Raw genomic sequence first — 24,689 nt, forward strand, 5'->3', positions numbered from 1 at the left:
GGCCGTACCCTAACCTATTCAGCCGTGGGGCCCCGTCGTCTTCAGCCGCAGGCTGCTGAAAACCGCCGCCACGCCCGCACAGCAGGCTGCCAGCACCAGCGCCACCACCGGCCCGCGCCCGCCGTGCGGGGTCCAGACGCTGAACACGCCCGCCAGCACCACCGCGCCCAGCGTCTGCCCCGTGAGCCGCGCCGTTCCGAGCATGCCGCTGGCCGCGCCGCTGCGGTGCGCCGGCGGCGAGGTCACGATGGTGTGGTTGTTGGGCGACTGGAACAGCCCGAATCCGAGGCCGCACAGCGCCATGCGCCACGCGATGTCGGCATTGCCCGGTTGCGCCGGCAGCGCGGCCAGCAGGCCGAGACCGAGCGCCAGGAGGCCCAGCCCAATGCCCCCGAGCAGCCCGTCGGGGTAGCGCCCGATCAGCCGGCCCGCGACGGGCGCCATGGCCACGATGGCCAGCGGCCAGGCGGTAATAAGCAGACCGGCCTCGATGTGGCTGCGCCCATACACCTCGAGCAGCAGGAAAGGCAGCGCGATATAGGCCAGCATTTGCGCGCAGAACGCGGCCACCGAAGTGCCCATCGACAGCGCGAACACCGGAATGCGCAGCAGGTCGATTGGAAAGAGCGGCACCGCCAGGCTGCGTTGCCGCCGGATATAGACGAAGCCCACGGCAACGCCGGCCAGCAGGATCACCCACGCGGACGACGATGGCGCCCCGCCCTCGCGCACGCCGAGCCGGTCGACGCCCAGGAACACCAGCGAGAACATCAGCACGTTCAGCGCCACGTCGAGCGGCGAGAAGCGCAGCCCCGGCGCGGGCGCCACACGGTTGAACGGCAGCGCCTTCATGCCCAGCGTGAAAACCAGCAGCCCGAGCGGCACGTTGATCGCGAAGAGCCACGGCCACGAAGCAACCGATAGGATGGCCGCCGCCACTGAGGGGCCCGCCACGGACGACGTGGCCACCACCATCGAGTTGATGGCCATGCCGCGCCCCAGCAGCGCCGAGGGAAAGGTCAGCCGCACCAGCGCCGCGTTCACGCTCATGATGCCGGCGGCGCCCAGGCCCTGGAAGGTGCGCGCGACGATCAGCGTGCCGAGCGAATCGGCAAAGGTGGCGCCGAGCGAGGACACCGTGAACACCGCCATGCCCACCAGGTAGACGCGCCGGTAGCCCACCAGGTCGCCAAGCGACGCCAGCGGCAGCAGCATGACCAGGGTGGCGATCTGGTAGGCATTGACCACCCAGATCGCATGCGACGGGCTGGCCTGCAGTTCGCGCGCGATACCGGGCAGCGCCAGGTTCACGATGGTGCCATCGAGCACGGCCACCATGATGCCCAGGATGATGACCAGCATGGCGCGGCGGCGCGCCACCGGTTCAAGCCCGTCGACCGGCTGCATGGAGGTGGCGTCTTCGGACGCGGGGGCTTCAGCGCCCGGCAAATGGGCTTCCTTGAAGGTCGGAAAAGAACGCATTGGACCGATTGTCGCGAAGGGCGGCACCCGGTGCAGGCGTGGGGTCGGCTGACGGCCGTTGCTAATTCTGCACAAAGACTACGACCTTGGTATTCACGCCATCCGCGCGAGCGTCAATAGCCATTCGCAAGCATGCAAACGGTCGCTACGCTATCGCCTGTCCGAACAGTCCGATACAACGAATCACAACAACCGCTTCCAGGAGGAGCACCCCATGGCCATTGCTCGAACAATCCATGCCGATCTTTTTCGCGTGTTTCTTTTAACCCTGGTGTCGCTCTTTGCCATTCCGGCCGCGACGCTGGTTTTTACGGAGTACGTGCTGCGCACGGAAGACGCCGACTTTCTTCAGGCAATCGAAAAACGCATTGCTTCCGACACCCGCCTGTCGGCCGAGGACAAGGCGCAGACCACCGCTTTCTACCGCAGCCACCCGCTCTCCAAGGCCTGCGAAGCCACCGCCGAGGAAGACAGGGAGTTCCACGACAAGGTGTGCCGCCCCAACTCGATGTACTGGCACTTTCACTGGGCCGACCGTGCCGCCCTCTGGACGCTTGCGCTTGGCGCGGCACTGCTCGCGGCGGCCCTGGTGCTGGGCGCCCTCGCCTTCGCCAACCGCGGCTTGCGCTATGCCAGCTTCGTGGCCGGCTGGCGGCTCATGACGGTGTCGAGTGCGGTCGAGGTCGTGCTGCAAAGCGCGATGCTGGTGTGGCTGTCGTTCTGGCTCACGGCCTACTTCTGGCAGAGCTACTACGTCAAGCTCATTGCCATTGCGGGCATTGCAGCCGCGGCGGCCGTGTTCTATGCGATCTACACGCTGTTCAAGAAGCTGCCCTCGGACAACGAGATCGAAGGCGAAGTGGTCACCGAGGCCGATGCGCCGCGCCTGTGGGAGCGCATCCGCCAGCTCGCCACCCGCGTGAAAACCGCGCCGCCCGACCAGATCGTTGCCGGCATCGACACCAACTTTTTCGTGACCGAGGCGCCCTGCCAGGTCGGCGGAAACTTGCTCAATGGCCGCACGTTGTTCGTCAGCATTCCGCTGCTGCGCGTGCTCGATCAGTCCGAAGCCGATGCGGTGCTGGCGCACGAGCTGGCCCACCTGGGCGGTGGCGACACCCGCAGCAGCGCCGCGCTCGGCCCCAAGCTGCAGCAGTTCGACCAGTACACCTGGAAGATGCGCGGCGGCGGCCTGACCATCGTGGCGCACTACCTGCTGCGCCTGTACCGCATGATCTTTGCCTTTGCACTGGCGCGCGACAGCCGCGAACGCGAATACAAGGCCGACCGTGTTTCCGCGGGACTTACGGCGCCCGGCGCCATTGTGCAGTCGCTCATCAAGATCTCGGCGTACGCGAGCTATCGCAACGACGTCGAGCGAAAGCTCTTCGAACAGAACCGCCAACACGATGGTGCACTGGGCATCGCTGGCTTCGTGGCAGCCGGCCTGCCGCCCTATGCCAATTCGGAGGCCTTCATCGAAACCATGAAGACCGCCGACGTGCCGCATCCTTACGACACCCATCCGCCGCTGCTCGAACGCATGCGCAACGTGAACCACCACGTGCCCGAAAGCGCCTACGGCGCCATCGTCGCGACCGCGCCGGCGGCCTCGTGGGCCGACGACATCGAGACCGCCGCCGCCATCGAGCATCGGCTGTGGAGCGACTACGAACAGCGCTTCGTCCAGAACCACGAGCTGAGCCTTGCCTATCGCTACGAGCCGGCCACTGACGAAGAGCGTGCCGTGGTGCTGCGCCACTTTCCGCCGGTCGCGTTTGCGCTGAAGAACGACGAGAGCGTCGAAGTGAGCTACACGGGCCTGCATCAGAGCGTCGATGGAGGCTCTACGATCGGATGGGACGAAGTCAAGGACCTGACCTACCAGGACAACACCTTCGGCGACATCCTGGTCGTCACGCACCACGACAAGGGCATGCTGGGCGCGCGAACCACCAAGGTGAAGGTGGGCGGCATCGGCAAGCAGAAGGAGAACTTCAAGGCTGTCGTCGGCCGCTATTGGCAGCGGCACCAGATCATGAGGGCGCAGCAAAAGCAAGAGCAAGAGCAAGAACAAGCGTCGTCATAAACATGTCTGATTCCGAAGACGTTCCAACGCTCTACCAATGGCTTGGCGGCAGCGAGGCGCTGCTTCGCCTGACGACGCGCTTCTATGAAAACGTCAAGGCCGACGCCTTGCTGGCACCGGTCTTCGCCCACATGGACGCCGATCATCCGGCCCACGTGGCCGCCTTCCTGGGTGAAGTGCTGGGCGGTCCGGCCGACTATTCGCAGCATCACGGCGGGCATTCGCACATGATCCGGCAGCACCTGAACCGCCACCTGCAGCAGGAGCAGCGGCGCCGCTGGGTCGGGCTGCTGCTGGAAACGGCGGACGAACTCTCGATGCCGGACGATCCCGAGTTTCGTTCGGCGCTGGTCGGTTATCTCGAGTGGGGATCGCGGCTTGCGGTCATCAACTCGCAGCCGGGCGCAGCGGTGGACGCGGATGCACCCATGCCCCGATGGGGCTGGGGCGAGGTCAAGGGGCCGTATTCAGGCTGAGCGCGCCTCGCTCAATACAGGGTAGCCCGCTGCCGCGCCGGCAACTCGCGATCATAGGTTGCGCCGTCGAAGGCGGCATCGGTCAGCGCCGACAGGATGGCGCCGGGCGTGGGCACCTCGCGACGCACATCCAAGGGCAGCGGCGCCCAGAGCTGCGAGCGCTGGATCGCGCGGGCGCACTGGAAGAAAACAGTTTCGACCCGGATCTCGATCACGCACTGCGGCGGCTTGCCATCGACCGCGAAGCGCGCCAGCAGTTCGGGCGCGACCGTGATGCGCGCGGTTCCGTTCACGCGCAAGGTCTCGCCCACGCCGGGAATCAGGAACAGCAGCGCCACGCGGGGATCGGCCACGATGTTGCGCAGGCTGTCGATGCGGTTGTTGCCGCGGCGCTCCGGCAGCAGCAATGTCTTCTCGTCCTGCACCGCCACGAACCCGGGTGGATCGCCGCGCGGCGATGCGTCGAGGCCGCCAGGGCCTGTGGTGGCGAGCACCGCGAACGGCGAGGCGGCAATCAGCGCCTGGTAGCTCGGGTGCAGGTAAGGCACCTCTTTCTTGAGCGAGGCTTCGCCGGCCTGGCCGAAAAGCGCTTCGAGTTGGTCGATGGTTTCGATGGCATGGGTCATGGGATCGCTCCTTGTTTCTTGTCGTCTTCAGCCGGTGGTCCGCGCCGCTTCGGCCGGCGGGGCCGAAGCCTTTCTAACGCAGGCCAGCGCCGCCACCGCAAGCAGCACCGCGCAGGTGCCGTAGAGCCACGGCGGCGCAACGACGGGCAGCAAGAGCCCGGCCAGGAGCGGCCCGGTGCCGGCGCCGATGTCGCGCCAGACCGATCGCGCGGCCAGCGCCTGCACACGCCCGGGCCCGGGCGTGCGCCGCGCCACGATGGGCGGCAGCAAGGGCAGCTGCAAGGCGCGCAGCACCACGATCAGCGCCGCACAGCTCCACAGCCAGCCAAGGCCGAAGCCCACCAGCGCAATCGCCGTCGCCAGCGAGAGGCTCACCAGCAGGCGCTCGGCGCCAAAGCGCTCCGCCATGTGGCCACCGACCGGGCTCAGAAGAATTTCCGCCAGGTAGCGCAGCGCCATCAACGCGCCGGCCACGATCACCGCGCCGCCCGGCATCAGGTCTTTGCCGAGATAGGACAGACCGACGATGAAAAGCCCGTCAAGCGTCAGCCCTTCCATGAACGACCAGGCATCGAGCGTGTTCGGCCGCTTGAATCGTCGCACGGGCTTTTGTCCGGCACCGTGCGGCAGAGAAGGCAGCCGTCTCGCTGCAAGCACGGCCAGCAGCGAGAACACGGCAAGAATGCCGAAGATGGCGCGCGGTCCGGCCCAGTGCGCCAGCAGTGCGCCGAGCGGCAGTGCCAGCACGGGCCCCGTCGCGATGAGCGCGCGCGAACGCCCGTTGCGGCGGGCCGCGCCGACAAGCTCCGCCGTGGCCAGCGACTGCGTCGACAGATTCAGCGCGGCAAAGCAGAGGCCCCACACGAGCCGCAGCGGCAGCAGCGCCCAGAAGCCCGAGAGCGTGGCGTAGCCCAGTCCGCAGAACGCAGCCGCCACGACGGCGATGGTGCAGGTGAGCCTGTCGCCATGGTGCGCATAGAAGTGCGCCACCCAGCCATAGCCCGCGATGCGCACGAGCCGATTGGCCGCGAGCAGCATGCCGGCTTCCGCCAGCGTCACACCGAACTGGTCGGCATACATCGGCAGCAACAGGTACAGCACGACGTCGGCCGGCAGGGAAAGCCCGAGCGCGATGGCCGCATGGCGGGAATTCAGGTCGGTGGCAACTGGCGTTGGAGCGGGCGGGGTGCGAGACATCGAGGCCGCATGGTGCGCCGTGGCAACGCCCGCTGGCAAACGACATTTGCGCCTGCCTTGCGTGAGAAAATTGCACGCATGCCGCTTCGAGAACCGCCCCTCAATGCCGTGCGCGCCTTCGTCGCGGCGGCGCGCCACCAGAGCTTCACGAGAGCGGCCATCGAGCTCCACGTGACGCACAGCGCGGTGAGCCGACAGATCAAGAGCCTCGAGGAATGCCTTGGCATCACGCTGTTCGAGCGCCGCATCCGCCAGGTCACCTTGACCGCGGAAGGGCAGCAGTTCTTCACCGAGGCAGGCCCGGCCATCGCGCAGATCCATGCGGCGGCGCGCGCGCTGCAGGCGCAAGGGCCGGCCCGTGCCGTCAGGATCAACGTGCGGCCCTCCTTCGCCGTGCGGTGGCTCATTCCGCGGCTGCCCTCGTTCGTCGAGCGCTATCCCGAGATCGAGCCGCAGGTGGTCACGAGCACGGTCATGCCCGAGCAGGCCGCAGGCAGCTTCGACATTGCCGTGCGCCGCGGGCTCGAGGGTTGGCCACCCTCCATCGAGGTGCGCCCGTTCCTTGAAGATGAAGTGCTGGTGGTCGGTGCACCGGCGCTGTTCCAAACGCACCCCCTCGCGGACCTGCGCGCACTGGCGTCGCACGTGCAGCTGTCGGCCCGCACGCGCAAGGAAGACTGGGACGCCTGGAAGAAGCATGTCGGCGCACCGCGCGCCAGGCCGGCGGGCCGGCTCCAGTTCGACCACCTGCACTTCGTGCTGCAGGCCGCGGTCGACGGACTGGGCATTGCCTTGGCGCCGACCTCGCTCGTGGCGCACGACCTGGCCTCGGGCCGCCTGCAATCGCCGCTTCCCTCGCTGCGCATGACGCTGAACCGCTACTACTACGGCCTGGCGCCCGATGCCGCACCGGAAGCCGCGCATGTCGCCGAATGGTTCGAGGAAATGATGGGCGCCGCCTCGCGCAGCGCAAGGATGCTCGCAGGTCCGTAAACGGCCAGCGCCAAAGGGCGCGCGCCCGCAGCATGCTGGCTTCCACACGAAGCTCTTCATTGCATGACAGCCGCCCCTCCCCGCCCCTTTCTCTACCTTGCGTGGTCCAATCTTGCGGCCCAGTCCGCCGAGCAACTGAGCCTTGCGGCCGTGCCGCTGGCCGCTGTCCTCGTGCTCGGTGCAGGACCGGGCGAGATCGGGTTCCTGGCCGCCATCCAGACCTTGCCCTTCCTCCTGCTTTCGATGCCGCTGGGCCTGCTGGCCGATCGCATGTCGCGGCGGCGCCTGATGGCCTGCTCCGAAGGGTTGCGCGCCGCCTCGCTGTTGGTGCTGCTTGGCATGGTGCTCGCGTCGAAACTCGGCATCGGCTGGCTGGCGGTGCTCGGGTTCCTGGGTGCAGTCGGCACCGTGGGCTTCAGCGTTGCGACGCCTGCCCTGGTGCCGGCACTCGTGCCGCGCGATGCATTGGCCGCGGCCAACGGCCGGCTGGAGCTTGCGCGCAGCGCCGCATTCACTGCCGGGCCTGCGCTGGCGGGTGCACTCGTCGCCTGGGCGGGCGCATCCATGGCTTTCGCGCTGGCCGGCGTGCTCTCGATCTCGGCGGTGGGCCTGTTGCAGCGGCTGACCGAGGCGCCACGCGCATTCGCAGCGCAGCACCATCCGCTACTCGACGTGCGGGACGGCGCGCGCTTTGTCTGGCAGCACGAACTGTTGCGGCCTATGCTGATGACAGGTGCTGTCTTCAACATCTCGTGGTTCGTGCTGCAGGCCGGCTACGTGCCGTATGCGGTGCAGGTCTTGGGCCTGGGCGCCCAGGCGGTTGGTTTTACGTTGGCCATGTACGGCGCAGGCATGGTGGCGGGGGCGCTGCTGACTTCGCGCGTGGTGGCGTACCTGCCATTCGGCCGTGCGATCCAGGTCGGGCCCGCGGTGGCGGTTTTTGCGGCGGCGGCAATGGCTGCCACGCTCATCGTTCCGGGCGCATCGCTGGCGGCGCTGTCATTCTTTCTCTTCGGCGCCGGGCCGATGGTCTGGACCATCACCTCCACCACGCTGCGGCAAAGCGTTACGGCATCCACGATGCTGGGCCGGGTGTCGGCCGTGTTTCTCACGATCAATGCGGGCGCCCGGCCCATTGGTGCCGCGCTCGGCGGCGCTGTGGGTGCCGCATGGGGAGAGTCCGCCTGCCTGCTGCTCGCACTGGCGGGTTTCTTGTTGCAGGCGGGAATCATCTTTGCCTCGCGCGTTGCGGGGCTGCACCGGTTGCCGGTTGCGGCGGCATGACTGCGCGCGGAAGCTGCTAGAAAAGCGAAGCCATCCCGTTCGGCCGGGCGCCTTCGATGTCGAGCATGCGCAGTTTCGTCAGCGCGCCGCCGCCGGCCGAAAAGCCGCCGGGCTTGTTGCCCGCGGCCAGCACGCGGTGGCATGGCACCACAGGCGCGAAGGGGTTGTGGCCCATGGCCTGGCCCACCGCGCGCGACAAGCCTTTGTCGCCAAGCTCCGCCGCGATGTCGCCATAGGTGCGCGTCTGGCCGGGCGGAATGCGTCGTGCAATGGCATAGATGCGCTGGTGGAATTCCGACACGCGGCTCATGTCGAGCACGATGTGGTTCAGGTCGTCGGACGCGCCGTTCAGCAAGCCCTGGATGGCCGCGATCGCCTGCCGTGCGCCCTCGGGCGGCACCGACTCGGGCAGGTCCGCGAAGCGGCGGCGCATGCGGGCACGCGTGGCGGCCTCGCCGTTGTCCTCGGGCAGTTGCACGCCGATGAGCCCGCGCGGACCCCAGGCCAAGGCGCAGGTGCCTATTGCGGTGTCGAACAGCGCGAAGCCGGATTCCTCCGTGGTTGCTGCATTCATCGCGCCATTGTGGGCCAGGCGCTAAATCTTTTCGGCCGGCAGGGTTGGCGGCACCAGGTGGCGTTCGAGCAGCACGGCCACGTGCACCGCTTCGCGCTGCGCGCCGTCGTCGATCTGGTGTCGGCAGCTGGTGCCGTCGGCCACCACGATGGCATCGGGCCTGGCGCGTATCGCCGGCAGCAGGCTGGCCTCGGCCATCTGCATTGAGACGTCGATGTGGCGCGCCTCGTAGCCGAAGCTGCCAGCCATGCCGCAGCAGGAGCTTTCGATCAGTTCGGGCTCGGCGCCGGGAATCAGCCGCAGCACGTCCAGCACCGGGCTGACGGCGCCAAAGGCCTTCTGGTGGCAATGGCCGTGCAGCAGGATCGGCGCCGTAGCGGGCGTGAGCGCGAGCTTGAAGCTGCCGGCTTTCATCTCGCGCGCAATGAACTCCTCGAACAGCAGGGCCTGTTTGGCTACTGTCTCGGCCTTCTTGCCGAAGCCCATCACCAAGGTCTCGTCGCGCAGCGTGAGCAGGCACGAGGGCTCGAGCCCGACGATGGGAACGCCGGCCTCGGCCAGGGGCCGAAGCGCATCGATCAGCGCCTCGGCGCGGCGCTTGGCCTCGTCGACCATGCCGCTGGCCAGGAAGGTACGGCCGCAGCAATGGTGGCCGCCGCTCTTCTCGACCGTGTGCAGCGTGTAGCCCGCCGCCTTGAGCACACGGGCCGCCGCCAGCGCGTTCTCGCTTTCGAAGGTACCGTTGAAGGTGTCGACGAAAAGCACCGCCGCTTTGCCGCCGCTGGCCTGCACCGACAGCACTCCCTCGCGGCTTGCGAACATGCCATGCATGTCTGCCTTGGCACGCCAGAAGGTGTCCGAGCGCCATTCGGGCAGCGACCGCCGTGCGGAAAACCCCAGCAGCTTTTCACCCAGCCATGCCGCGCCAGGCAAGGTGTTGCGCAGGTTCATGAGCCATGGCACGCGGCTCGCACGGTGTGCGTAGTCGGGCATGTAGGCCACCAGCTTGTCCTTCAGCGTGTGGCCGTGGCGCTTCTTGTAGTGGTCGAGAAACTCGATCTTCATCTTCGCCATGTCGACCCCGGTCGGGCAGTCGCGCTTGCAGCCCTTGCAGCCGACGCACAGGTCCATGGTCTCGTGCATCTCTTCGCCGGTGAAGGCATCGGCTCCGAGCTGGCCGGAGAGCGCGAGCCGCAGCGTGTTGGCGCGCCCGCGCGTCAGGTGCTGCTCGTCGCGCGTCACGCGGTAGCTCGGGCACATGGTGCCCGCGTCGAACTTGCGGCAGTGGCCGTTGTTGTTGCACATCTCCACGGCCTTGGCGAGGCCGCCGGTGCTGTCGCCGCCGGTGCCCGGGGCGGTGGTCTGCTCGGTGACGGGGTCGGCATTGACGTTCCAGGCCGACCAGTCGAGCACGGGCTTGAGCTCGATGCGACGGTAGGGCTTGGGGGCCGTGGGCGGTGCAAAGCGGAACAGCGAAGCGTCGTCCATGCGCGGCGTGTCGACGATCTTGCCGGGGTTGAACAAGTTGGCCGGATCGAGCTTCTGCTTGATGGCGCGAAAGGCCTGGTTGATGGCCGGGCCGAACTGCCACTCGATCCATTCGCCACGGCACAGGCCGTCGCCATGCTCGCCGCTGAAGGCGCCCTTGTACTTGCGCACCAGCGCGGCGGCCTCTTCAGCGATGGCGCGCATCTTGGCGCCGCCGTCCGCGCGCATGTCGAGAATCGGCCGTACATGCAGCGTGCCGACGGAGGCATGCGCATACCAGGTGCCGCGGCTGCCGTATCGGGCGAACACCTCGGTCAACGCATCGGTGTATTCGGCCAGGTGCTCGAGCGGCACGGCGCAGTCCTCGATGAAGCTCACCGGTTTGCCGTCGCCCTTCAGGCTCATCATGATGTTGAGGCCGGCCTTGCGCACTTCCCACAGGTTCTTCTGGCGCCCGTCGTCGGGCATCTCGACCACGCTTCCGGGCAGGCCGAGATCGCCCATCAGCTCGACCAGCTGCTTGAGGCGCGGCAGCAGCGCGGCCTTGTCGGCGCCAGCAAACTCCACCAGCAGGATGGCCGCCGGCTTGTCGATCAACGCGGTTTCCACCGTTGGCTTGAAGGCCGGATTGGCAAGGCTCAGCTCGATCATCGTGCGGTCGACCAGTTCCACCGCCGTGGGGCCGAGCTTCACGATGTGCTGCGCCGCGTCCATGGCCGAATGGAAGGTCGGAAAGTTCACGATGCCCAGCACCTTGGCGCGCGGCAGCGGCGCAAGCTTGAGCGTGAGGCTCCGGGTGTAGGCCAGCGTGCCTTCGGCGCCGACCAGGAGGTGCGCAAGGTTCACGCTGCCGTCCGCGGTGTACGGCTTCTCACTCTGGTTGTCGAAGATGTCGAGGTTGTAGCCGGCCACGCGGCGCAGCACCTTCGGCCAGTTGGCGTGGATCTGATCGCGGTGCTGCAGCGCGAGCCCGTGCACGAACTTCGCGATGTCGGCCGCACGCGCGCCGAGCGAGGCCTGCCGACCAAACTCCATCAGTTCGCCGCTCGAGAGCCAGGCGCTCGCGCCCAGCACGTTGTGCACCATGTTGCCGTAGGCAATGGAGCGCGAGCCGCAAGAGTTGTTGCCCGCCATGCCGCCCAGCGTGGCCTGCGCGCTGGTCGACACGTCGACTGGAAACCAGAGGCCGTGCGGCTTGAGTTGCGCGTTCAGGTGGTCGAGCACCAGACCGGGTTCGACGGTAGCAGTGCCCTCCTCCACGTTCAGGTCCAGCACTCGCCGGAAATGCTTGCTGTTGTCGATCACCAGCGCGGCGCCCGTGGTCTGGCCGCACTGGCTGGTGCCGCCGCCGCGCGCGAGCACCGGCACCTTCAGGTCGCGTGCAATGTCGATGGCGGTGGCAATGTCGCTGTCGTTGGTCGGCACGAAGGCGCCCACCGGCGTGATCTGGTAGATCGACGCATCGGTGGCATAGCGCCCGCGCGAGCCGTCGTCGAACAGCACCTCGCCTTGCGTTTCCGCGCGCAGCCGCCGCGCCAGCGCCTCGCAGGTGTCGTTGGGCGGAAGAACGGTTCCGGCGGGCTGGATGTGGCTGGCGGGATCGACGCGCATGGTGTGTGGGCTCAGCTCGCCTTGTGGGGTTGGGGATAGATTTCGCCGGCCTGCAGCAGCGCCAGCACGGTGTCCCGCTTGCGGATCAGGTGCGCAACCAGCACCTTGCGCATGGCCGGCGCGTCGCGCGCGGCCAGCGCCTGGATCATCTGTTCGTGCTCCTCGACCGCGTGCTTCCACTTGGCCTCGTCCTGGTTGGTGCGAAAACGCAGCGACTGCACGCGCGCGTTGATCGAGCGGTAGGTGTTGGCCAGCACCGGATTGCCGGCGGCCTCGTTGATGGCGGTGTGGATGCGCGCGTTGAGGCGGTAATAGCCCGAGAGATCGCGCCGCGTGAAGCAGGCCATCATTTCGTAGTGCATCGCGCGCACCTCGGCCAGTTGTTCGTCGGTGATGCGCTTGGCCGCCAGTTCGCCCGACATGCCTTCGAGCATGGCCAGCACCTCGAAAGTGTCGACCACATCGTTCTCAGTGAGCTTGACGGCCACGGCGCCGCGGTTGGGCAGCAGGTCGACCAGCCCTTCGGCCGCCAGGAGCTTGATGGCCTCGCGCAGTGGCGTGCGCGACACGCGCAGCTGAAGGCACAGCTCGCGCTCGTTGAGCTTGGCGCCTGGGGCAATGTGCCCCTCGACCAGCATCGCGCGCAGTCGCGCGGCCACTTGGTCGTGCAGCGCGAGGCGCGAGATTTCGATGATTTCTGCAGTCATGCTGTTTTCCTTGAATGCATTTTGAATGCAAAAAACGGCACCAACAATCCCCGTGAATGAGGGTAAACCAGCATGTCTAATTTAATTTTGAATGCAAAACTGAAAGCGAAAGGACAGTCCATGCTTCAACTCGACATCCATCCCACCGGCCGCCACTTCCTCCAAATCCCCGGCCCGAGCCCGGTTCCCGACCGCATCCTTCGGGCCATGAGCCTGCCGACCATCGACCACCGTGGGCCTGAGTTCGGCACGCTGGGGCTCAAGGTGCTCGGCGGCATCAAGCAGATCTTCAAGACCAAGCATCCGGTCGCGATCTATCCCGCTTCCGGCACCGGTGCGTGGGAGGCCGCGCTTGCCAATACGCTGAGCCCGGGCGACCACGTGCTGATGTACGAGACCGGCCACTTCGCATCGCTGTGGCAGAAGATGGCCACGCGCCTGGGCCTTTCGACCGAGTTCCTCGCGTGGTCGGGCAAGGATGACCAACTGCCGGCCGCGCCAAGCTGGCGCCGCGGCGTGCAAGCCGACCTGATCGAGGCGCGCCTGCGCAAAGACACCGAAAAGAAGATCAAGGCCGTGTGTGTGGTGCACAACGAAACCTCCACCGGCGCCACATCCGACATCGCCTCGGTGCGCCGCGCCATCGATGCGGCGGGCCACACCGCGCTGCTGATGGTCGACAGCATCTCGGGCCTTGCGAGCGCCGATTTCCGGCATGACGAATGGGGCGTGGACGTCACCATCAGCGGCTCGCAGAAAGGCCTGATGCTTCCGCCGGGAATCAGCTTCAACGCGCTCTCGCCGCGCGCGCTCGAAGCCTCCAAGAGCGCGAAGCTGCCGCGCGCGTTCTGGGCCTGGGACGAGATCGTGGAGATGAACAAGGACGGCTACTGGCCTTACACGCCCAACACCAACCTGCTCTACGGCCTGTCCGAGTCGCTCGACATGCTGCTCGGCGAGGGGCTGGACAACGTCTTTGCGCGCCACCAGCGCTGGGCCGCGGGTGTGCGCGCCGCGGTCAACGCCTGGGGCCTGCCGATCCAGTGCGCCGACCCGGCCGTGTATTCGCCCGTGCTCACTGGCGTGATCACGCCCGAGGGCGTCGATGCCGATGCGCTGCGCCGGCTGATCCACCAGCGCTTCGATCTTTCGCTGGGCACGGGTCTCGGCAAGCTCAAGGGCCGCATGTTCCGCATGGGCCACCTGGGCGACAGCAACGACCTGACGCTGGTGGCCATGGTCGCGGGCGTCGAAATGGGCATGAAGCTCGCCGGCATCAAGCTGGCGGGCAGCGGAGTGCAGGCCGCGATGGACCATTTTGCGAGCCACGCGGCGGCGCCCGTCGGCCTGCAGAAAAAAGCCGCGTAGTCGCCAACACCGACACGCATCGGACCCACCACAACATGGAGACAAAGATGATGCAGAGACGTTCGCTGATCCAGGCTGCGGGAGCCGCGGCCGCCACGCTGGGCGTGCCCCGGCTCTTCGCGCAGGAGTGGCCTTCGGGACCGGTGCGCATCGTGGTGGGGTTTCCGCCGGGCGGAGGCACCGATGCGCTCGCGCGGGTGGTCGCCCAGAAGCTCACGACGATGTGGAACCAGCAGGTCATCGTCGAGAACAAGGCCGGCGTGGCCGGCGTGCTGGCGGCCGAATACGTCGCCCAGCAGCCCAGCGACGGCAGCACGCTGCTCATGGCGCACATCAACAGCCATGCGCTCGCGCCCAGCCTGCAGCCCAAGCTGCGGTACAACGTGGAGCGCGACTTCGTGCCGATCGTGCTGGTGGGCGTCACGCCCAACCTCTTGATCGCCAGTCCAACGCAAAAGGCAGTCACGGTGAAAGACATCGTGGCGGCCTGCAAGGCCTCGCCCGGCACGGTGAGCTTCGGCTCCGCCGGCGCGGGGTCGGCGCAGCACCTGGCGCTGGAAATGTTCAAGCTGCAGGCCGGCGTCGATGCCATGCACGTGCCCTACAAAGGCAGCGGCCCGCTGCTGGCCGACCTGATGGGTGGCCAGATCCAGTACAGCTTCGAGACCATGACCGCGGCCACGCCGCACGTGAAGAGCGGCCGCGTGCTGGCCGTGGCGCAAACGCGCACCAGGCGCGCCAAGGGCCACCCCAACGTGCCCACGATGCAGGAGCAGGGCTTTGCGGGTTTCGAAGCCACCACCTGGTACGGCCTTGCAGGGCCGGGCAAGCTGCCCGCGGGCATTGCCGAGAAGGTGAATCGCGACGTCAACGCGGTGCTTGCGATGCCCGATGTGCAGGAGCGTCTCGATACCTACGGCGCCGAGGACGGCGGTGGTTCGCAGGACAAGTTCAGGCAGTTCATCTCCACCGAGATCGCCAAATGGGCCAAGGTGGTGAAGGATGGCAAGGTGCACGTGGAAACTTGACGCGGGGCACTGAGTCATTCAGGGCGGCGCTCCCGCCGACGGGGTACCTTGCTCCGCGAATGTCCCCCGGCTTCGCCTCCTCCTTTATTTCGCTGCGCAAGGCACCCCATCGACGGGAGCGTGATTCAGAGCAGTCGTTGATCAGCGATACACCAGCAGCGTGCCCCAGTGCACAGGGCGCCGGGTGCTCCCCGCAGCGAAATAAAGGAGGAGGCCGAAGGCCGGGGGACATTCGCGGAGGGGAGTACCCGGTGGCCTGTGCACGCGCCCTGAACGCAACTGACAAAATCGCCAAATGAATTCACCAATGACAGCCCTCGCCGATGCACTCGTTGCCGCGCGCCAATTCAACCGCACCCTCGATGCCACGCCCTGGCTGGCCACGCTCCAAGATGCAGCGCAAGCCTACGAAGTGCAGGACGCCGTCGCCTCTGCGCTCGGCTGGTTCGAAGCGGGCACCGTGCCGGGCTGCTGGAAATCCGGCGGCGGCTCCCGCAATGTGACGCTTACGCATGCACCACTGCCCCCGGCCGGCGTGCGCGCGAGCCCGGCGGAGTTCGGCGACCTGGCGCTTCATTCGCCCGGCATCGAGGCCGAAATTGCGCTGCGGCTCGGACAGGACGTGACACCCGCCATGGCCGCGACGCTCGGCCATGAAGACGCCGCTTCGCTGATCGACGCGATGGCGGTCTCAGTGGAGATCGTCGACTCTCGCTGGCATGACCTCGCCGCCACGCCGGCCTTGCTGCGCCTTGCCGATTCGCAGGTGCACGGCGCTCTGGTGCTCGGCGAATGGCAGCCCTACGCGGCCGTCGACTGGGCTTCGCAGCGCTGCGAAACGAAGGTCGGCAATTCGGAAACCGTGGTGCGCGAAGGCACCCATCCGCTGGCCGATCCGGCATGGCTGCTGCCCATCTGGCTGCGCCACGTCACGCGCCACGGCCAGACCGCGCCGACCGGCACGGTCGTGACCACCGGCTCGTGGGTTGGCGTGCTGCCCTGCCGCCGCGGCGATCAAGTGACCGCCGAGTTTGCTGGCACCGGCGCGGTGCGCTTGATCGTGTAGCGCCCTTCTCCCACGCCCGAGCACGCCACCAAAAAGTCGAGCACCGCACGCACGCGCGCTGGCAAGGTGCCGGCCTTGCCGATGTACACGGCGTGGATCGGCTCCACCTCGCCGGGGTTGAATTCTTCGAGCAGCGGCACGAGCCGCCCCGCATCGATGTCGTGCTGGATGTGATACAGCGACAACCGCGCCACGCCCGCGCCCGCAATGGCCAACTGCCGCAGGGTTTCACCGTCGGCCGCGCGCACCGGCCCGGCCACGGGCAACGAGATCATTCGTCCGTCGACGCTCAGCGGCCAGTCGGGCGTGCTGCGCCGGTAGCTCCAGCCCAGCCGGTTGTGGGCTTCCAGTTCCTGCGGCGTGTGCGGCGTGCCGTATTTGGCAAGGTAGCCGGGCGAGGCCACGATGGTCTGGCTGGTTTCGCCGAGGCGCCGTGCCACCAGGTCGGACGAAGGCAGTTGGCCCCACCGAATGGCGATGTCGGCGCGCTCGTCCATCAAATCGACGACGCGGTCGGTCAGCGCAATGTCCAGCGTGATCTGCGGGTGCAGTTCCAAGAGGCGCGGCACCAGCGGCACCAGCTTGTGATGCCCGAAGGACACGCTCGCATTGATGCTCACGCGCCCGCGCGGCGCGGCGCCCGCGGCAGCGCAACGCTCGGCCTCGTCCATGTCGGCCAGCACGCGCGTGCTGCGTTCGTAGAAGTGCAGGCCCTCGGGCGTGAGCTGCAGCTTGCGCGTGGAGCGGTGCACCAGCTGGATGCCCAGCCGCAACTCGAGGCGTGCGACCAGCTTGCTTACCGCCGAAGGCGTCATGTCGAGGAGGCGCGCCGCGGCGGAAAAGCCGCCGGACTCGACCACCTGCACAAAGGCTTCCATTTCGCCGGAGCGGTTGACGTCGATGCGTGGCATGCCGATTCCTTGCGCCTTTATTGTGAATTCAACTCACAAGTCTATGTCTTGGCGGCATTCTAGTCATCCAATGCAATGGCCTGCAAAGTAGAGCCATCATGCCAATCGCTCTACTTGCCCTCACCGCCGGTGCCTTCGGAATAGGCACCACCGAATTCGTCATCATGGGCCTGCTGATGCAGGTTTCAGCTGATCTCCATGTTTCCATCACGGCTGCCGGAATGCTGATCTCGGGCTATGCGCTCGGGGTCGCGGTCGGCGCACCGGTGCTCACAATCGCCACCCGCAAGCTGCCGCGCAAGACAGTGCTGCTCGCGCTGATGGCGATCTTCACGCTCGGCAACCTGGCCTGCGCGCTCGCGCCCAACTACGAGCTGCTGATGGCGGCGCGGGTGGTCACCTCGCTCGCGCACGGCACCTTCTTCGGCGTGGGTTCGGTCGTGGCTACGGGCCTCGTGGCGCCGGAGCGCCGCGCGTCGGCCATCGCGATCATGTTCACCGGGCTTACGGCCGCCACGCTGCTGGGCGTGCCGGCTGGTGCATGGCTCGGCCTGCAGTACGGCTGGCGCGCCACCTTCTGGGCGGTGACGCTGATCGGCGTGGTGGCTTTTGCGGTGCTTGCGCTGTTCGTGCCGCGCGTTCGGACCGAGGCCAAGGCCGCGCCGCTGCGCGACGAGCTCGCGGTGCTCGCACGGCCGCAGGTGCTGCTCGGCCTGGCGATGACGGTGCTCGGCTTTGCGGGCGTGTTCGTGGTGTTCACCTACATCCAGCCCCTGCTGACGCAGGTCACCGGCTTGCCGGAGTCGGCCGTATCGCCGATTCTGCTGGTGTTCGGCGGCGGCCTGGCCGTGGGCAACATTCTTGGCGGCAGGCTGGCCGACAAGTCGACCATGCCCGCGGTGCTCGGCACGCTGGTGGCTCTCGCCGCCGTGCTCGGGGCGATGCAGTTCACCATCGGAACGCCGTTCACCGCCGTGGTGTTCGTCGGCCTGCTCGGCATCGCGTCTTTCGCGACCGTGGCACCGATGCAGCTGCGCGTGCTCGAGAAGGCTTCGGGCGCGGGCCAGAACCTGGCGTCGAGCCTCAACATCGCGGCCTTCAACCTCGGCAATGCCCTCGGCGCGTGGGCGGGCGGCGTGGTCATCGACCATGGCCCGGGCCTGCGCGCACTCGGCTGGGTGGCTGCATTGCTCACGCTCGCGGGGCTGGCCATCGCACTCTGGAGCCGTTCGCTCGATCGGCGCGAAGGCAGCGCCGCGCCGGCCGATTGCGCCTCGGTGCAAGCCTGATGCGCACCACTTTTTTCTACGACAAGGACAACATCATGGAACAACGCTTTCTCGGCCGCTCTGGCTTCAAGGTTCCCGCCCTGGGCTTCGGCGCCGGCACCTTCGGCGGACAGGGCCCGCTCTTCAGCGCCTGGGGCAACACCGACGTCGAAGGTGCTCGCAGCATCGTCGACATGGCCTTGAACGCCGGCGTAACCCTGTTAGATACGGCCGACGTGTATTCGAACGGCGCGTCGGAAACGATCCTTGGCGCAGCGCTCAAGGGCCGGCGCGACAAGGCCATCATTTCGACCAAGCTGTCGCTGCGCGCCGGCGACGGGCCGAACGACGTCGGCGCCTCGCGCCATCACCTGATCGCCGCGACCGATGCCGCGCTGAAGCGCTTGGGCACCGACTACATCGACATCCTGCAGCTGCATGCCTTCGATGCGATAACGCCGGTCGAGATGGTGCTCGACACGCTCGATGACCTGGTGCGCGCCGGTAAAGTGCGGCTCATCGGCGCGTCCAACTTCTCAGGCTGGCAGCTGATGAAATCGCTTGCCGCCTCCGATCGGCTCGGGCTGCAGCGCTTCGTGGCCAACCAGACCTACTACTCGCTGATTGGCCGCGACTATGAGTACGAACTCATGCCGCTCGGCATGGACCAAGGCGTGGGCGCTATCGTGTGGAGCCCGCTGGGCTGGGGCCGCCTGACCGGCAAGGTGCGCCGCGGCCAGCCGCTGCCCGCTGGCAGCCGCCTGCACGAAACCGCCGGCTTCGCGCCGCCCGTGGACGACGAGCGCCTGTACCGCGTGATCGATGCCATGGACCAGGTGGCCGAGGAAACCGGCAAGACGCTGCCGCAGATCGCGCTCAACTGGCTGCTGCAGCGGCCCACGGTGTCGAGCGTGCTGATCGGCGCGCGCAACGAAGAGCAACTCAAGCAGAACCTCGGCGCCCTAGGCTGGCAGCTCAGCGCGGAGCAGATCAAGCGGCTCGATGCCGCCAGCGCCGTGACCCCGCCCTACCCCTACTACCCGTACTGGAACGGGCAGTTCGCCGAGCGCAGTCCGGTGGCGGTGTGAGCGACTGAAGCAGATGAACGCCTAGGCCAGTGCGGCGTCTGGAGAGCGCTCATTCGTCAGCTTCCCGCTGAGCTGATCCACCAGTCGGTCGACTTCCTGCTCGGCCTTTCGAAGCGATTGCGCGAGCTCCTCGCCGCCGAATTCGTCCGACTCCACCGCCGCCTCGTGCACGCCGGTAATGCCGATGTAGCCGAACACGGAGCGCACCGAGCTTTCGGTATGGTTCAGGTGCGCCACGCGTCCGCCTGGCCCGTAGCCGTGATCGCCACGCGCGCCGAGCAGCACCATTCGCTTGCCCGAGTCGGCAAGCATCGGCCAGTAAGGCACCGCGCCGCGTGCGCGATCGAAGCCGAAGGTGCGGCCCACGCGCACGATGTTGTCGATATACGCCTTGAACTGCGCGGGGACGCTGAAGTTGTACATCGGCAAGCCCACCACGATCAGGTCGGCGGCAACAAGCTGGTCGACGAGCCGATCGCTCTCGGCCAATACCTCGGCCATCCAGGGTTCACGCTCGGCGGGAGCGGTGAACGCGGCGTGGATCCATCGGCCGTTGACGTGCGCAGGCGGATGCTGGCCCACGTCGAGATAGTCGACGTGGTCGTTTGGGCGGGCCTTGCGCCAACGCTCGACAAAGCGCGCGGAGAGCCGGCGCGTGTGCGAGCCGTGAGCCTCGATGCCGGAAAGCCCGGGACGGGCACTGGTGTCGATATGGATAAGGTTCATGGTCATCAATGAGTGAGTTGATCTGTTCTGTCTGGTGCATTCAAAATGACTGCACAGGCCTCTAATCTAGAGACGCACGTAGACTGCGACAAACGATAATTTCTCCATAAATGAATGAAATTGGCTCATCTGTTCGGCGACCACGCAGCTTGCCGCCTCTGCTCTCGCTGCGCGCATTCGAAGCGGCTGCCGCGCATCTGAGCTTTCAGCGCGCTGCGCACGAGCTTTCCGTCACGCCGTCGGCCATCAGCCATCAGGTGCGCTCGCTCGAAGACACGCTCGGCCGGCCGCTGTTTCGCCGGCTCACGCGGCAGCTGGCGTTGACACCCGCGGGTCAGCGGCTCTTCGACGACTTGCGCGCGGGCTTCGATGCGCTCGAGGCGGGAATCGAGAGGCTGCGCCAACCTTTCGCATCGCAGGCCGTCACGCTCACCACCAACACTGCCTTTGCCGCACGATGGTTGCTGCCGCGCATGGCAGGCTTTCGCAAGGCCTGCCCCGGCATCGAACTGCGGCTGCATGCCAGCGACACGCTGGTCGACCTGGCGCGCGGCGATGCCGACATTGCGGTGCGCTCCGGCAGCGGCAACTGGCCCGGGCTGACAGTGAGCGAGCTGATGCCCGAACGCTACGCGCCGCTGTGCAGCGCAATGCTGGGCCTGAAACGGGTGAGCGATTTGCCGAAGCACCAGCTGATCCATTCCGATTGGCAGCCCGCCGCGGTAGCTCCGGCACCGTGGTCGCGGTGGTTCCGCGAAGCGGGCGTTGCGCCGCCCAGGGGCCGGTCGATGAAGGCCGCCGGCCTGTCGTTCTCGGACGAAACCCACGCCATCCTGGCCGCGCTCGCGGGCCACGGCGTGGCACTGCTGAGCCTCACGCTCGCGGCGGAAGAACTGCGCAGCGGCGCGCTCGTGCAGCCCTTCGGGCCTGCGCTCGATACCGGGAGCTACTTTCTCGCGGTGGCAAATGGGCGGGAAGACGAACCGGCGATCCGTGCCGTTTGGAATTGGATCGTCTCGCAGGCTGGAGTCGAGTGATCAGCGCACCAGATGCTCAAGCGCCCCGCAACTGCTCCCGCAGCTTCTGCCCGATTTCAGGCCGCTCGAGAAACGGATCGGCCGGATTCGCGCCCACCACGATGTTCTCCATGCGCGCTCTTACGTTGCCCAGCGACTTCGGGTGGCTGAACACGTAGAACTGGTTCTCGCTGATGGCGTCGAACACCTTGGCGGATACTTTGGCGGCGGTGATCTTGCCGCTGCTCACGGCCTTGTTGCTCATGGCTTGGCCGATGAGCTGGCTCTTGGTGAGCTCGGTCTCCTTCGGCGCGTTCGGGCGGTTGCGCTCGCTGCTGGTGATGCCAGTGGGCACGAAGTACGGGCACAAGAGGCTCGCGCCGATCTGGTCGGTGACGAGGTTCAGGTCCTGGTACAGGGTCTCGGTCAGGCTCACCACCGCGGCCTTGGCGGCGTTGTAGATGCCCATGTTGGGCGGCGTGAGCAGCCCGGCCATGCTGGCGGTATTGGTGATGTGGCCGCGGTAGCTTGGGTCCTTGGCGGCGGCTTCGAGCATCATGGGCGTGAACAGGCGCACGCCGTGGATCACGCCCCACAGGTCGACGCCGAGCACCCATTCCCAGTCGGCCACGGTGTTCTCCCACACCAGGCCGCCGGCTCCCACGCCGGCGTTGTTGAACACGAAATGCGGCGCGCCGAAGCGCTCCTTCACCGCAAGGGCCAGGGCCTCCATCTGCGCTGCGTCCGACACGTCGACCTTGCGCGCGAGCACCTGCACGCCGGCAGCTTCCATCTCGGCCCGCGCCTTGTCGAGCGCATCCTGCTGCACGTCGACGAGCACGAGGTTCATGCCGCGCGCCGCTCCGATGCGCGCGCACTCGAGGCCGAAGCCCGAACCCGCGCCGGTGAGTACGGCCGTCTTGCCCTTGAAGTCCTGAATCATTTGCCGGTGTCCTTCTGCGTTGAATGTCTGTCTCTGACGTTGGAACCCCTATTGAAATACCAAACGCTTGCCGGCGCAGTCACGAAGGTTCCGCACTGAAGCCGTCGAAAAGGGCTCAGGCCTCCGCTTTCTTGAGCACGTAGCCAATGCGCGGAAAGTGCACGTGCACCGTGCCGATGCGCTCGTTGCTGCGTTCCAGCGTGTAGTGCGTGCGCGTGGCCGCCACCAGCGTGCCGGGGGTTTCCTCGAGGCCGAAGCTCTCGGCTCGCACCGTCACGGCGGTACCGAGCGGAATGCCGTGGTCGTCCTGGAAGGTGCTGTCGGTCAGGAGCGTGTGCGGCGTGGCTGCCTTGGCGACGGCAATAGCTTCCTCCGCGCTGGCTTTTTCGATCGTGCCGTGGCCGATGGCGGCCATGCGGTCCATCCAGTCGATGACCGCGGGCGTGAGGTCGAGGATGCCGCGCACCGAGTCGATGCGGCGCGTGTACCAGAGCGGGTGGTAGGCCGAGAAATCGGCGATGCACGGCACTTCGCCCAGCAGGTAGGGCTTGTCGTCGAGCATGTCGGACAGCCGGCGCAGGTATGACTTGTAGGCGCTGGTGGCGTCTGCGGGTCGCAGCCGCGTCATGTTGCCCGCGCTCATCTTGCCGCGGTCTTCGCCGAAGGCCTTGGCAGCTTCGGGCGGCGCCTTGGCGAACACCTCGGCTGCACCCCGGGGCTGCAGGCTCCAGGCCATCGCGGCCCAGAAGAGCGTGGTGTCGGCCCACTGAGCGAGGATGCGGGACATGCCCTTTTCGGGCTCGGGATAGAGCGTGGACTCGGGCTGCAGGTGCTCGAGCACGTCGGCGATGAGCGCGCTGTCGCAATACATGTCGGCGCCGATCTGCAGGAATGGCGTCTTGCGGTAGCCACCGGTGAGCACCTCCACCTCGGGCTTGGGCATGATGGGTGGAATGAGGACCGACTTCCAGGGCAGCTTCTTGGCGCCGAGGATGAGGCGCACCTTTTCCGAGAACGGCGAGGTGTTGTAGTGGTGCAGGATGAGGTCGGCCATTTACTTGTTCCCTTTGGAGTGCTTGGATTTGTTGTGTTCAGAGCGGCTGCGCGCGCTCGATGATCGAATCGAAATGGGTGCCCGCACCCAGTGTGCCAAAGGCGTTGCCCCAGTCGCCGCCCAGGCGCGATGCGCAGAAGGCATCGACCACGGCCGGCGGTGCGGTTTGCGCGAGTAGCGAAGCCTGCACCGCCAGCGCCACGTCCTGCGCAAGGCGGCGTGCCTCGGCCTGCGAGGCCATGGCCTCGATGCGCGCCGGCAGCGCGTCAGCCAGCCGGTCGAGCGCGGCATGGTGTCCGCGCGCCGGCGCCAGTTCCGCGGCGAGCGCGGCAACCGCATCGCCCTTGCGCAATCCGCGCAACAGGTCGAGCGCCATGATGTTGCCGGCGCCCTCCCAGATCGAATTGAGCGGCATCTCGCGGTAGATGCGCGCCATGATGCCTTCGCCGCCCTCTTCCACATAGCCGTTGCCGCCCAGGCATTCCATGGCTTCCTGCGCAAAGTGACTGCCGCGCTTACAGATCCAGAACTTGGCGACCGGCGTGAGCAACCGGGCCATGAGCCGCTCGTGCGCGTCGTCCGGGTGGTCGAAGGCGCGCGCGAGGCGGATGGCCAGCGCCGTGGCGGCTTCGCTTTCGAGCGCGAGGTCAGCCAGCACGTTCTTCATGAGCGGCTGCTCGATCAACGGCTTGCCGAAGGCACTGCGCTGGCTGGCGTGATTGAGCGCAATGCTCAATGCCTGCCGCATCAGGCCGCTGGTGCCCAGCGCGCAGTCGAGCCGGGTCATGGTGCCCATTTCGAGGATCTGCGGAATGCCGCGCCCTTCTTCGCCCACGAGCCATGCGCTGGCAGCGTGGAACTCGACCTCGGAACTGGCGTTGGCCTTGTTGCCGAGCTTGTCCTTCAGGCGCTGAATGTGAATGGCATTGCGGCTACCGTCAGGCAGCACGCGGGGCAGGAAGAAGCAGCTCAGCCCGGCCGGCGCCTGCGCCAGCACCAGGAAGGCATCACACATCGGCGCCGAGAAGAACCACTTGTGGCCGGTGATGGCATAACGCTCGCCCCAGTCGTCGCAGCCGTCGCGCGCGGCTTGCGTGGTGTTGGCCCGCACGTCGGAGCCGCCCTGCTTTTCGGTCATGCCCATGCCCATGGTCACACCGGGCTTCTCCTTGACGAAGGCAAGCGACGGGTCGTACCAAAGGCTCCCGAGCTTGGGGCCCCAATCGGGGTATACCGCGGTATTGCCGCGCAGCGCCGGCGTGGCCGCGTAGGTCATCGAGATGGGGCAAAGGATCGACGGCTCCAGCTCGGTGAAGAGCATGAAGCCGGCGGCACGCTCGACGTGCGGCGAGGCAGAGATGGCGGTCCAGGGCGTGCCGTGCAAGCCCGCACCTACCGCGGCCGCCATCAAGAGGTGATAGCTCGGATGAAACTCCACCTCGTCGATGCGTCGCCCGAAGCGGTCGTGCGTGTGCAGCTCTGGCATGTGGGTGTTGGCGAGCCGCGCGTGCGCTTGCATCTCTGCCGAGCCCAGGGTGACCCCGAGCTCCTGCAGCTGCGCCACGTGCAGCTGAGGTGCGTTGAACTTCAGCGCATCGCGCAGGGGCCGGTTGGTTTCGAAGAGGTTGTAGTCCACCAGCGGCTCGGGCTGGTTGAAGACCTCGTGCGTCGAATTCATTCGAATACCTCCGTGC

At 67.0% G+C, this 24,689-nt stretch carries 21 protein-coding genes; 10 read left to right on the plus strand and 11 right to left on the minus strand.

All coding sequences use genetic code 11. The annotated features are described in order from the left end of the window. Nucleotides 1-18 precede the first annotated feature (18 nt). On the minus strand, nucleotides 19-1,407 hold the full coding sequence (locus tag J2X92_RS23010; protein WP_307579294.1) for an MFS transporter: 1,389 nt from the start codon (nucleotides 1,405-1,407) through the stop codon (nucleotides 19-21). A 289-nt stretch (nucleotides 1,408-1,696) separates the two neighbouring features. Between J2X92_RS23010 and J2X92_RS23015 the strand changes: the two genes are divergently transcribed. Both J2X92_RS23015 and J2X92_RS23020 read left to right on the plus strand, forming a co-directional pair. Next, complete coding sequence (locus J2X92_RS23015; RefSeq protein ID WP_307579079.1) at nucleotides 1,697-3,571, plus strand: M48 family metallopeptidase; 1,875 nt, start codon at nucleotides 1,697-1,699, stop codon at nucleotides 3,569-3,571. A gap of 2 nt (nucleotides 3,572-3,573) precedes the next feature. Next, a complete protein-coding gene (locus J2X92_RS23020; RefSeq protein WP_307579081.1) occupies nucleotides 3,574-4,047 on the plus strand; it encodes a group II truncated hemoglobin in 474 nt (157 codons plus the stop codon). 11 nt (nucleotides 4,048-4,058) lie between these two features. Here the strand turns inward: J2X92_RS23020 and J2X92_RS23025 are convergent, their stop codons facing one another. Then, nucleotides 4,059-4,673: a pyridoxamine 5'-phosphate oxidase family protein gene (locus tag J2X92_RS23025; protein ID WP_307579083.1), complete on the minus strand. Its 615-nt coding sequence runs from the start codon at nucleotides 4,671-4,673 to the stop codon at nucleotides 4,059-4,061. Nucleotides 4,674-4,700: 27 nt separating this feature from the next. After that, nucleotides 4,701-5,870, minus strand: a complete 1,170-nt coding sequence (locus J2X92_RS23030; RefSeq protein WP_307579085.1) for an MFS transporter — start codon at nucleotides 5,868-5,870, stop codon at nucleotides 4,701-4,703. Nucleotides 5,871-5,948: 78 nt separating this feature from the next. On the opposite strand from J2X92_RS23030, the gene J2X92_RS23035 reads away from it, so the two are divergent. Both J2X92_RS23035 and J2X92_RS23040 read left to right on the plus strand, forming a co-directional pair. Continuing rightward, nucleotides 5,949-6,863, plus strand: a complete 915-nt coding sequence (locus J2X92_RS23035; RefSeq protein ID WP_307579086.1) for a LysR substrate-binding domain-containing protein — start codon at nucleotides 5,949-5,951, stop codon at nucleotides 6,861-6,863. Nucleotides 6,864-6,926: 63 nt separating this feature from the next. Next, complete coding sequence (locus J2X92_RS23040; RefSeq protein ID WP_307579088.1) at nucleotides 6,927-8,147, plus strand: MFS transporter; 1,221 nt, start codon at nucleotides 6,927-6,929, stop codon at nucleotides 8,145-8,147. A 16-nt stretch (nucleotides 8,148-8,163) separates the two neighbouring features. Here J2X92_RS23040 and J2X92_RS23045 read toward each other — a convergent pair whose 3' ends face one another. The 3 genes from J2X92_RS23045 to J2X92_RS23055 are packed head-to-tail and all read right to left on the minus strand — an operon-like array spanning nucleotide 8,164 to nucleotide 12,527. Next, nucleotides 8,164-8,721: a methylated-DNA--[protein]-cysteine S-methyltransferase gene (locus tag J2X92_RS23045; RefSeq protein WP_307579090.1), complete on the minus strand. Its 558-nt coding sequence runs from the start codon at nucleotides 8,719-8,721 to the stop codon at nucleotides 8,164-8,166. A 21-nt stretch (nucleotides 8,722-8,742) separates the two neighbouring features. Next, nucleotides 8,743-11,820 carry an FAD-binding and (Fe-S)-binding domain-containing protein gene (locus J2X92_RS23050; protein ID WP_307579092.1) on the minus strand — a complete coding sequence of 1,026 codons (3,078 nt, stop codon included), beginning with the start codon at nucleotides 11,818-11,820 and terminating at the stop codon, nucleotides 8,743-8,745. Between the two features lie 11 nt (nucleotides 11,821-11,831). Continuing rightward, the gene (locus J2X92_RS23055) at nucleotides 11,832-12,527 is read right to left on the minus strand and encodes a GntR family transcriptional regulator (RefSeq protein ID WP_307579094.1); all 696 of its coding nucleotides are present in this window, start codon (nucleotides 12,525-12,527) and stop codon (nucleotides 11,832-11,834) included. 120 nt (nucleotides 12,528-12,647) lie between these two features. Between J2X92_RS23055 and J2X92_RS23060 the strand changes: the two genes are divergently transcribed. The 3 genes from J2X92_RS23060 (at nucleotide 12,648) to J2X92_RS23070 (ending at nucleotide 15,989) form a co-directional block, all read left to right on the plus strand. Then, nucleotides 12,648-13,895, plus strand: a complete 1,248-nt coding sequence (locus J2X92_RS23060) for a pyridoxal-phosphate-dependent aminotransferase family protein (RefSeq protein WP_307579096.1) — start codon at nucleotides 12,648-12,650, stop codon at nucleotides 13,893-13,895. A gap of 50 nt (nucleotides 13,896-13,945) precedes the next feature. After that, nucleotides 13,946-14,923 carry a Bug family tripartite tricarboxylate transporter substrate binding protein gene (locus J2X92_RS23065; protein WP_307579296.1) on the plus strand — a complete coding sequence of 326 codons (978 nt, stop codon included), beginning with the start codon at nucleotides 13,946-13,948 and terminating at the stop codon, nucleotides 14,921-14,923. 307 nt (nucleotides 14,924-15,230) lie between these two features. Next, nucleotides 15,231-15,989 (plus strand): fumarylacetoacetate hydrolase family protein, encoded by a 759-nt coding sequence (locus tag J2X92_RS23070; protein ID WP_307579098.1) that lies wholly within the window; start codon nucleotides 15,231-15,233, stop codon nucleotides 15,987-15,989. On the opposite strand, the gene J2X92_RS23075 is transcribed toward J2X92_RS23070, so the two are convergent. Then, the gene (locus tag J2X92_RS23075) at nucleotides 15,938-16,900 is read right to left on the minus strand and encodes a LysR substrate-binding domain-containing protein (protein WP_307579100.1); all 963 of its coding nucleotides are present in this window, start codon (nucleotides 16,898-16,900) and stop codon (nucleotides 15,938-15,940) included. The two genes, J2X92_RS23070 and J2X92_RS23075, sit on opposite strands and share 52 nt — an antisense overlap. 98 nt (nucleotides 16,901-16,998) lie before the next feature. On the opposite strand from J2X92_RS23075, the gene J2X92_RS23080 reads away from it, so the two are divergent. Continuing rightward, a complete protein-coding gene (locus J2X92_RS23080; RefSeq protein ID WP_307579102.1) occupies nucleotides 16,999-18,189 on the plus strand; it encodes an MFS transporter in 1,191 nt (396 codons plus the stop codon). Nucleotides 18,190-18,224: 35 nt separating this feature from the next. Then, nucleotides 18,225-19,256: an aldo/keto reductase gene (locus J2X92_RS23085; RefSeq protein WP_307579298.1), complete on the plus strand. Its 1,032-nt coding sequence runs from the start codon at nucleotides 18,225-18,227 to the stop codon at nucleotides 19,254-19,256. Between the two features lie 21 nt (nucleotides 19,257-19,277). On the opposite strand, the gene J2X92_RS23090 is transcribed toward J2X92_RS23085, so the two are convergent. Continuing rightward, nucleotides 19,278-19,982: an FMN-dependent NADH-azoreductase gene (locus tag J2X92_RS23090; RefSeq protein ID WP_373424873.1), complete on the minus strand. Its 705-nt coding sequence runs from the start codon at nucleotides 19,980-19,982 to the stop codon at nucleotides 19,278-19,280. Between the two features lie 149 nt (nucleotides 19,983-20,131). Between J2X92_RS23090 and J2X92_RS23095 the strand changes: the two genes are divergently transcribed. Further along, on the plus strand, nucleotides 20,132-21,019 hold the full coding sequence (locus J2X92_RS23095) for a LysR substrate-binding domain-containing protein (protein ID WP_307579106.1): 888 nt from the start codon (nucleotides 20,132-20,134) through the stop codon (nucleotides 21,017-21,019). A gap of 16 nt (nucleotides 21,020-21,035) precedes the next feature. Here J2X92_RS23095 and J2X92_RS23100 read toward each other — a convergent pair whose 3' ends face one another. The 3 genes from J2X92_RS23100 to J2X92_RS23110 form a co-directional block, all read right to left on the minus strand. After that, nucleotides 21,036-21,941: an SDR family oxidoreductase gene (locus tag J2X92_RS23100; protein ID WP_307579108.1), complete on the minus strand. Its 906-nt coding sequence runs from the start codon at nucleotides 21,939-21,941 to the stop codon at nucleotides 21,036-21,038. 115 nt (nucleotides 21,942-22,056) lie between these two features. Beyond that, nucleotides 22,057-22,995, minus strand: a complete 939-nt coding sequence (locus J2X92_RS23105) for a glutathione S-transferase family protein (RefSeq protein ID WP_307579110.1) — start codon at nucleotides 22,993-22,995, stop codon at nucleotides 22,057-22,059. A gap of 37 nt (nucleotides 22,996-23,032) precedes the next feature. After that, on the minus strand, nucleotides 23,033-24,673 hold the full coding sequence (locus J2X92_RS23110; RefSeq protein WP_307579112.1) for an isovaleryl-CoA dehydrogenase: 1,641 nt from the start codon (nucleotides 24,671-24,673) through the stop codon (nucleotides 23,033-23,035). Nucleotides 24,674-24,689: the final 16 nt, after the last annotated feature.

Source organism: Variovorax paradoxus (assembly GCF_030811855.1).
In the GTDB taxonomy this organism is placed as follows: Bacteria; Pseudomonadota; Gammaproteobacteria; order Burkholderiales; family Burkholderiaceae_C; genus Variovorax; species Variovorax paradoxus_L.

Bases quoted from the DNA above. Each gene is read 5' to 3' on its own strand.
- J2X92_RS23010 (WP_307579294.1), bottom strand. From the start codon at position 1,407: ATGCAGCCGGTCGACGGGCTTGAACCGGTGGCGCGCCGCCGCGCCATG.
- J2X92_RS23015 (WP_307579079.1), top strand. From the start codon at position 1,697: ATGGCCATTGCTCGAACAATCCATGCCGATCTTTTTCGCGTGTTTCTT.
- J2X92_RS23020 (WP_307579081.1), top strand. From the start codon at position 3,574: ATGTCTGATTCCGAAGACGTTCCAACGCTCTACCAATGGCTTGGCGGC.
- J2X92_RS23025 (WP_307579083.1), bottom strand. From the start codon at position 4,673: ATGACCCATGCCATCGAAACCATCGACCAACTCGAAGCGCTTTTCGGC.
- J2X92_RS23030 (WP_307579085.1), bottom strand. From the start codon at position 5,870: ATGTCTCGCACCCCGCCCGCTCCAACGCCAGTTGCCACCGACCTGAAT.
- J2X92_RS23035 (WP_307579086.1), top strand. From the start codon at position 5,949: ATGCCGCTTCGAGAACCGCCCCTCAATGCCGTGCGCGCCTTCGTCGCG.
- J2X92_RS23040 (WP_307579088.1), top strand. From the start codon at position 6,927: ATGACAGCCGCCCCTCCCCGCCCCTTTCTCTACCTTGCGTGGTCCAAT.
- J2X92_RS23045 (WP_307579090.1), bottom strand. From the start codon at position 8,721: ATGAATGCAGCAACCACGGAGGAATCCGGCTTCGCGCTGTTCGACACC.
- J2X92_RS23050 (WP_307579092.1), bottom strand. From the start codon at position 11,820: ATGCGCGTCGATCCCGCCAGCCACATCCAGCCCGCCGGAACCGTTCTT.
- J2X92_RS23055 (WP_307579094.1), bottom strand. From the start codon at position 12,527: ATGACTGCAGAAATCATCGAAATCTCGCGCCTCGCGCTGCACGACCAA.
- J2X92_RS23060 (WP_307579096.1), top strand. From the start codon at position 12,648: ATGCTTCAACTCGACATCCATCCCACCGGCCGCCACTTCCTCCAAATC.
- J2X92_RS23065 (WP_307579296.1), top strand. From the start codon at position 13,946: ATGCAGAGACGTTCGCTGATCCAGGCTGCGGGAGCCGCGGCCGCCACG.
- J2X92_RS23070 (WP_307579098.1), top strand. From the start codon at position 15,231: ATGACAGCCCTCGCCGATGCACTCGTTGCCGCGCGCCAATTCAACCGC.
- J2X92_RS23075 (WP_307579100.1), bottom strand. From the start codon at position 16,900: ATGCCACGCATCGACGTCAACCGCTCCGGCGAAATGGAAGCCTTTGTG.
- J2X92_RS23080 (WP_307579102.1), top strand. From the start codon at position 16,999: ATGCCAATCGCTCTACTTGCCCTCACCGCCGGTGCCTTCGGAATAGGC.
- J2X92_RS23085 (WP_307579298.1), top strand. From the start codon at position 18,225: ATGGAACAACGCTTTCTCGGCCGCTCTGGCTTCAAGGTTCCCGCCCTG.
- J2X92_RS23090 (WP_373424873.1), bottom strand. From the start codon at position 19,982: ATGAACCTTATCCATATCGACACCAGTGCCCGTCCCGGGCTTTCCGGC.
- J2X92_RS23100 (WP_307579108.1), bottom strand. From the start codon at position 21,941: ATGATTCAGGACTTCAAGGGCAAGACGGCCGTACTCACCGGCGCGGGT.
- J2X92_RS23105 (WP_307579110.1), bottom strand. From the start codon at position 22,995: ATGGCCGACCTCATCCTGCACCACTACAACACCTCGCCGTTCTCGGAA.
- J2X92_RS23110 (WP_307579112.1), bottom strand. From the start codon at position 24,673: ATGAATTCGACGCACGAGGTCTTCAACCAGCCCGAGCCGCTGGTGGAC.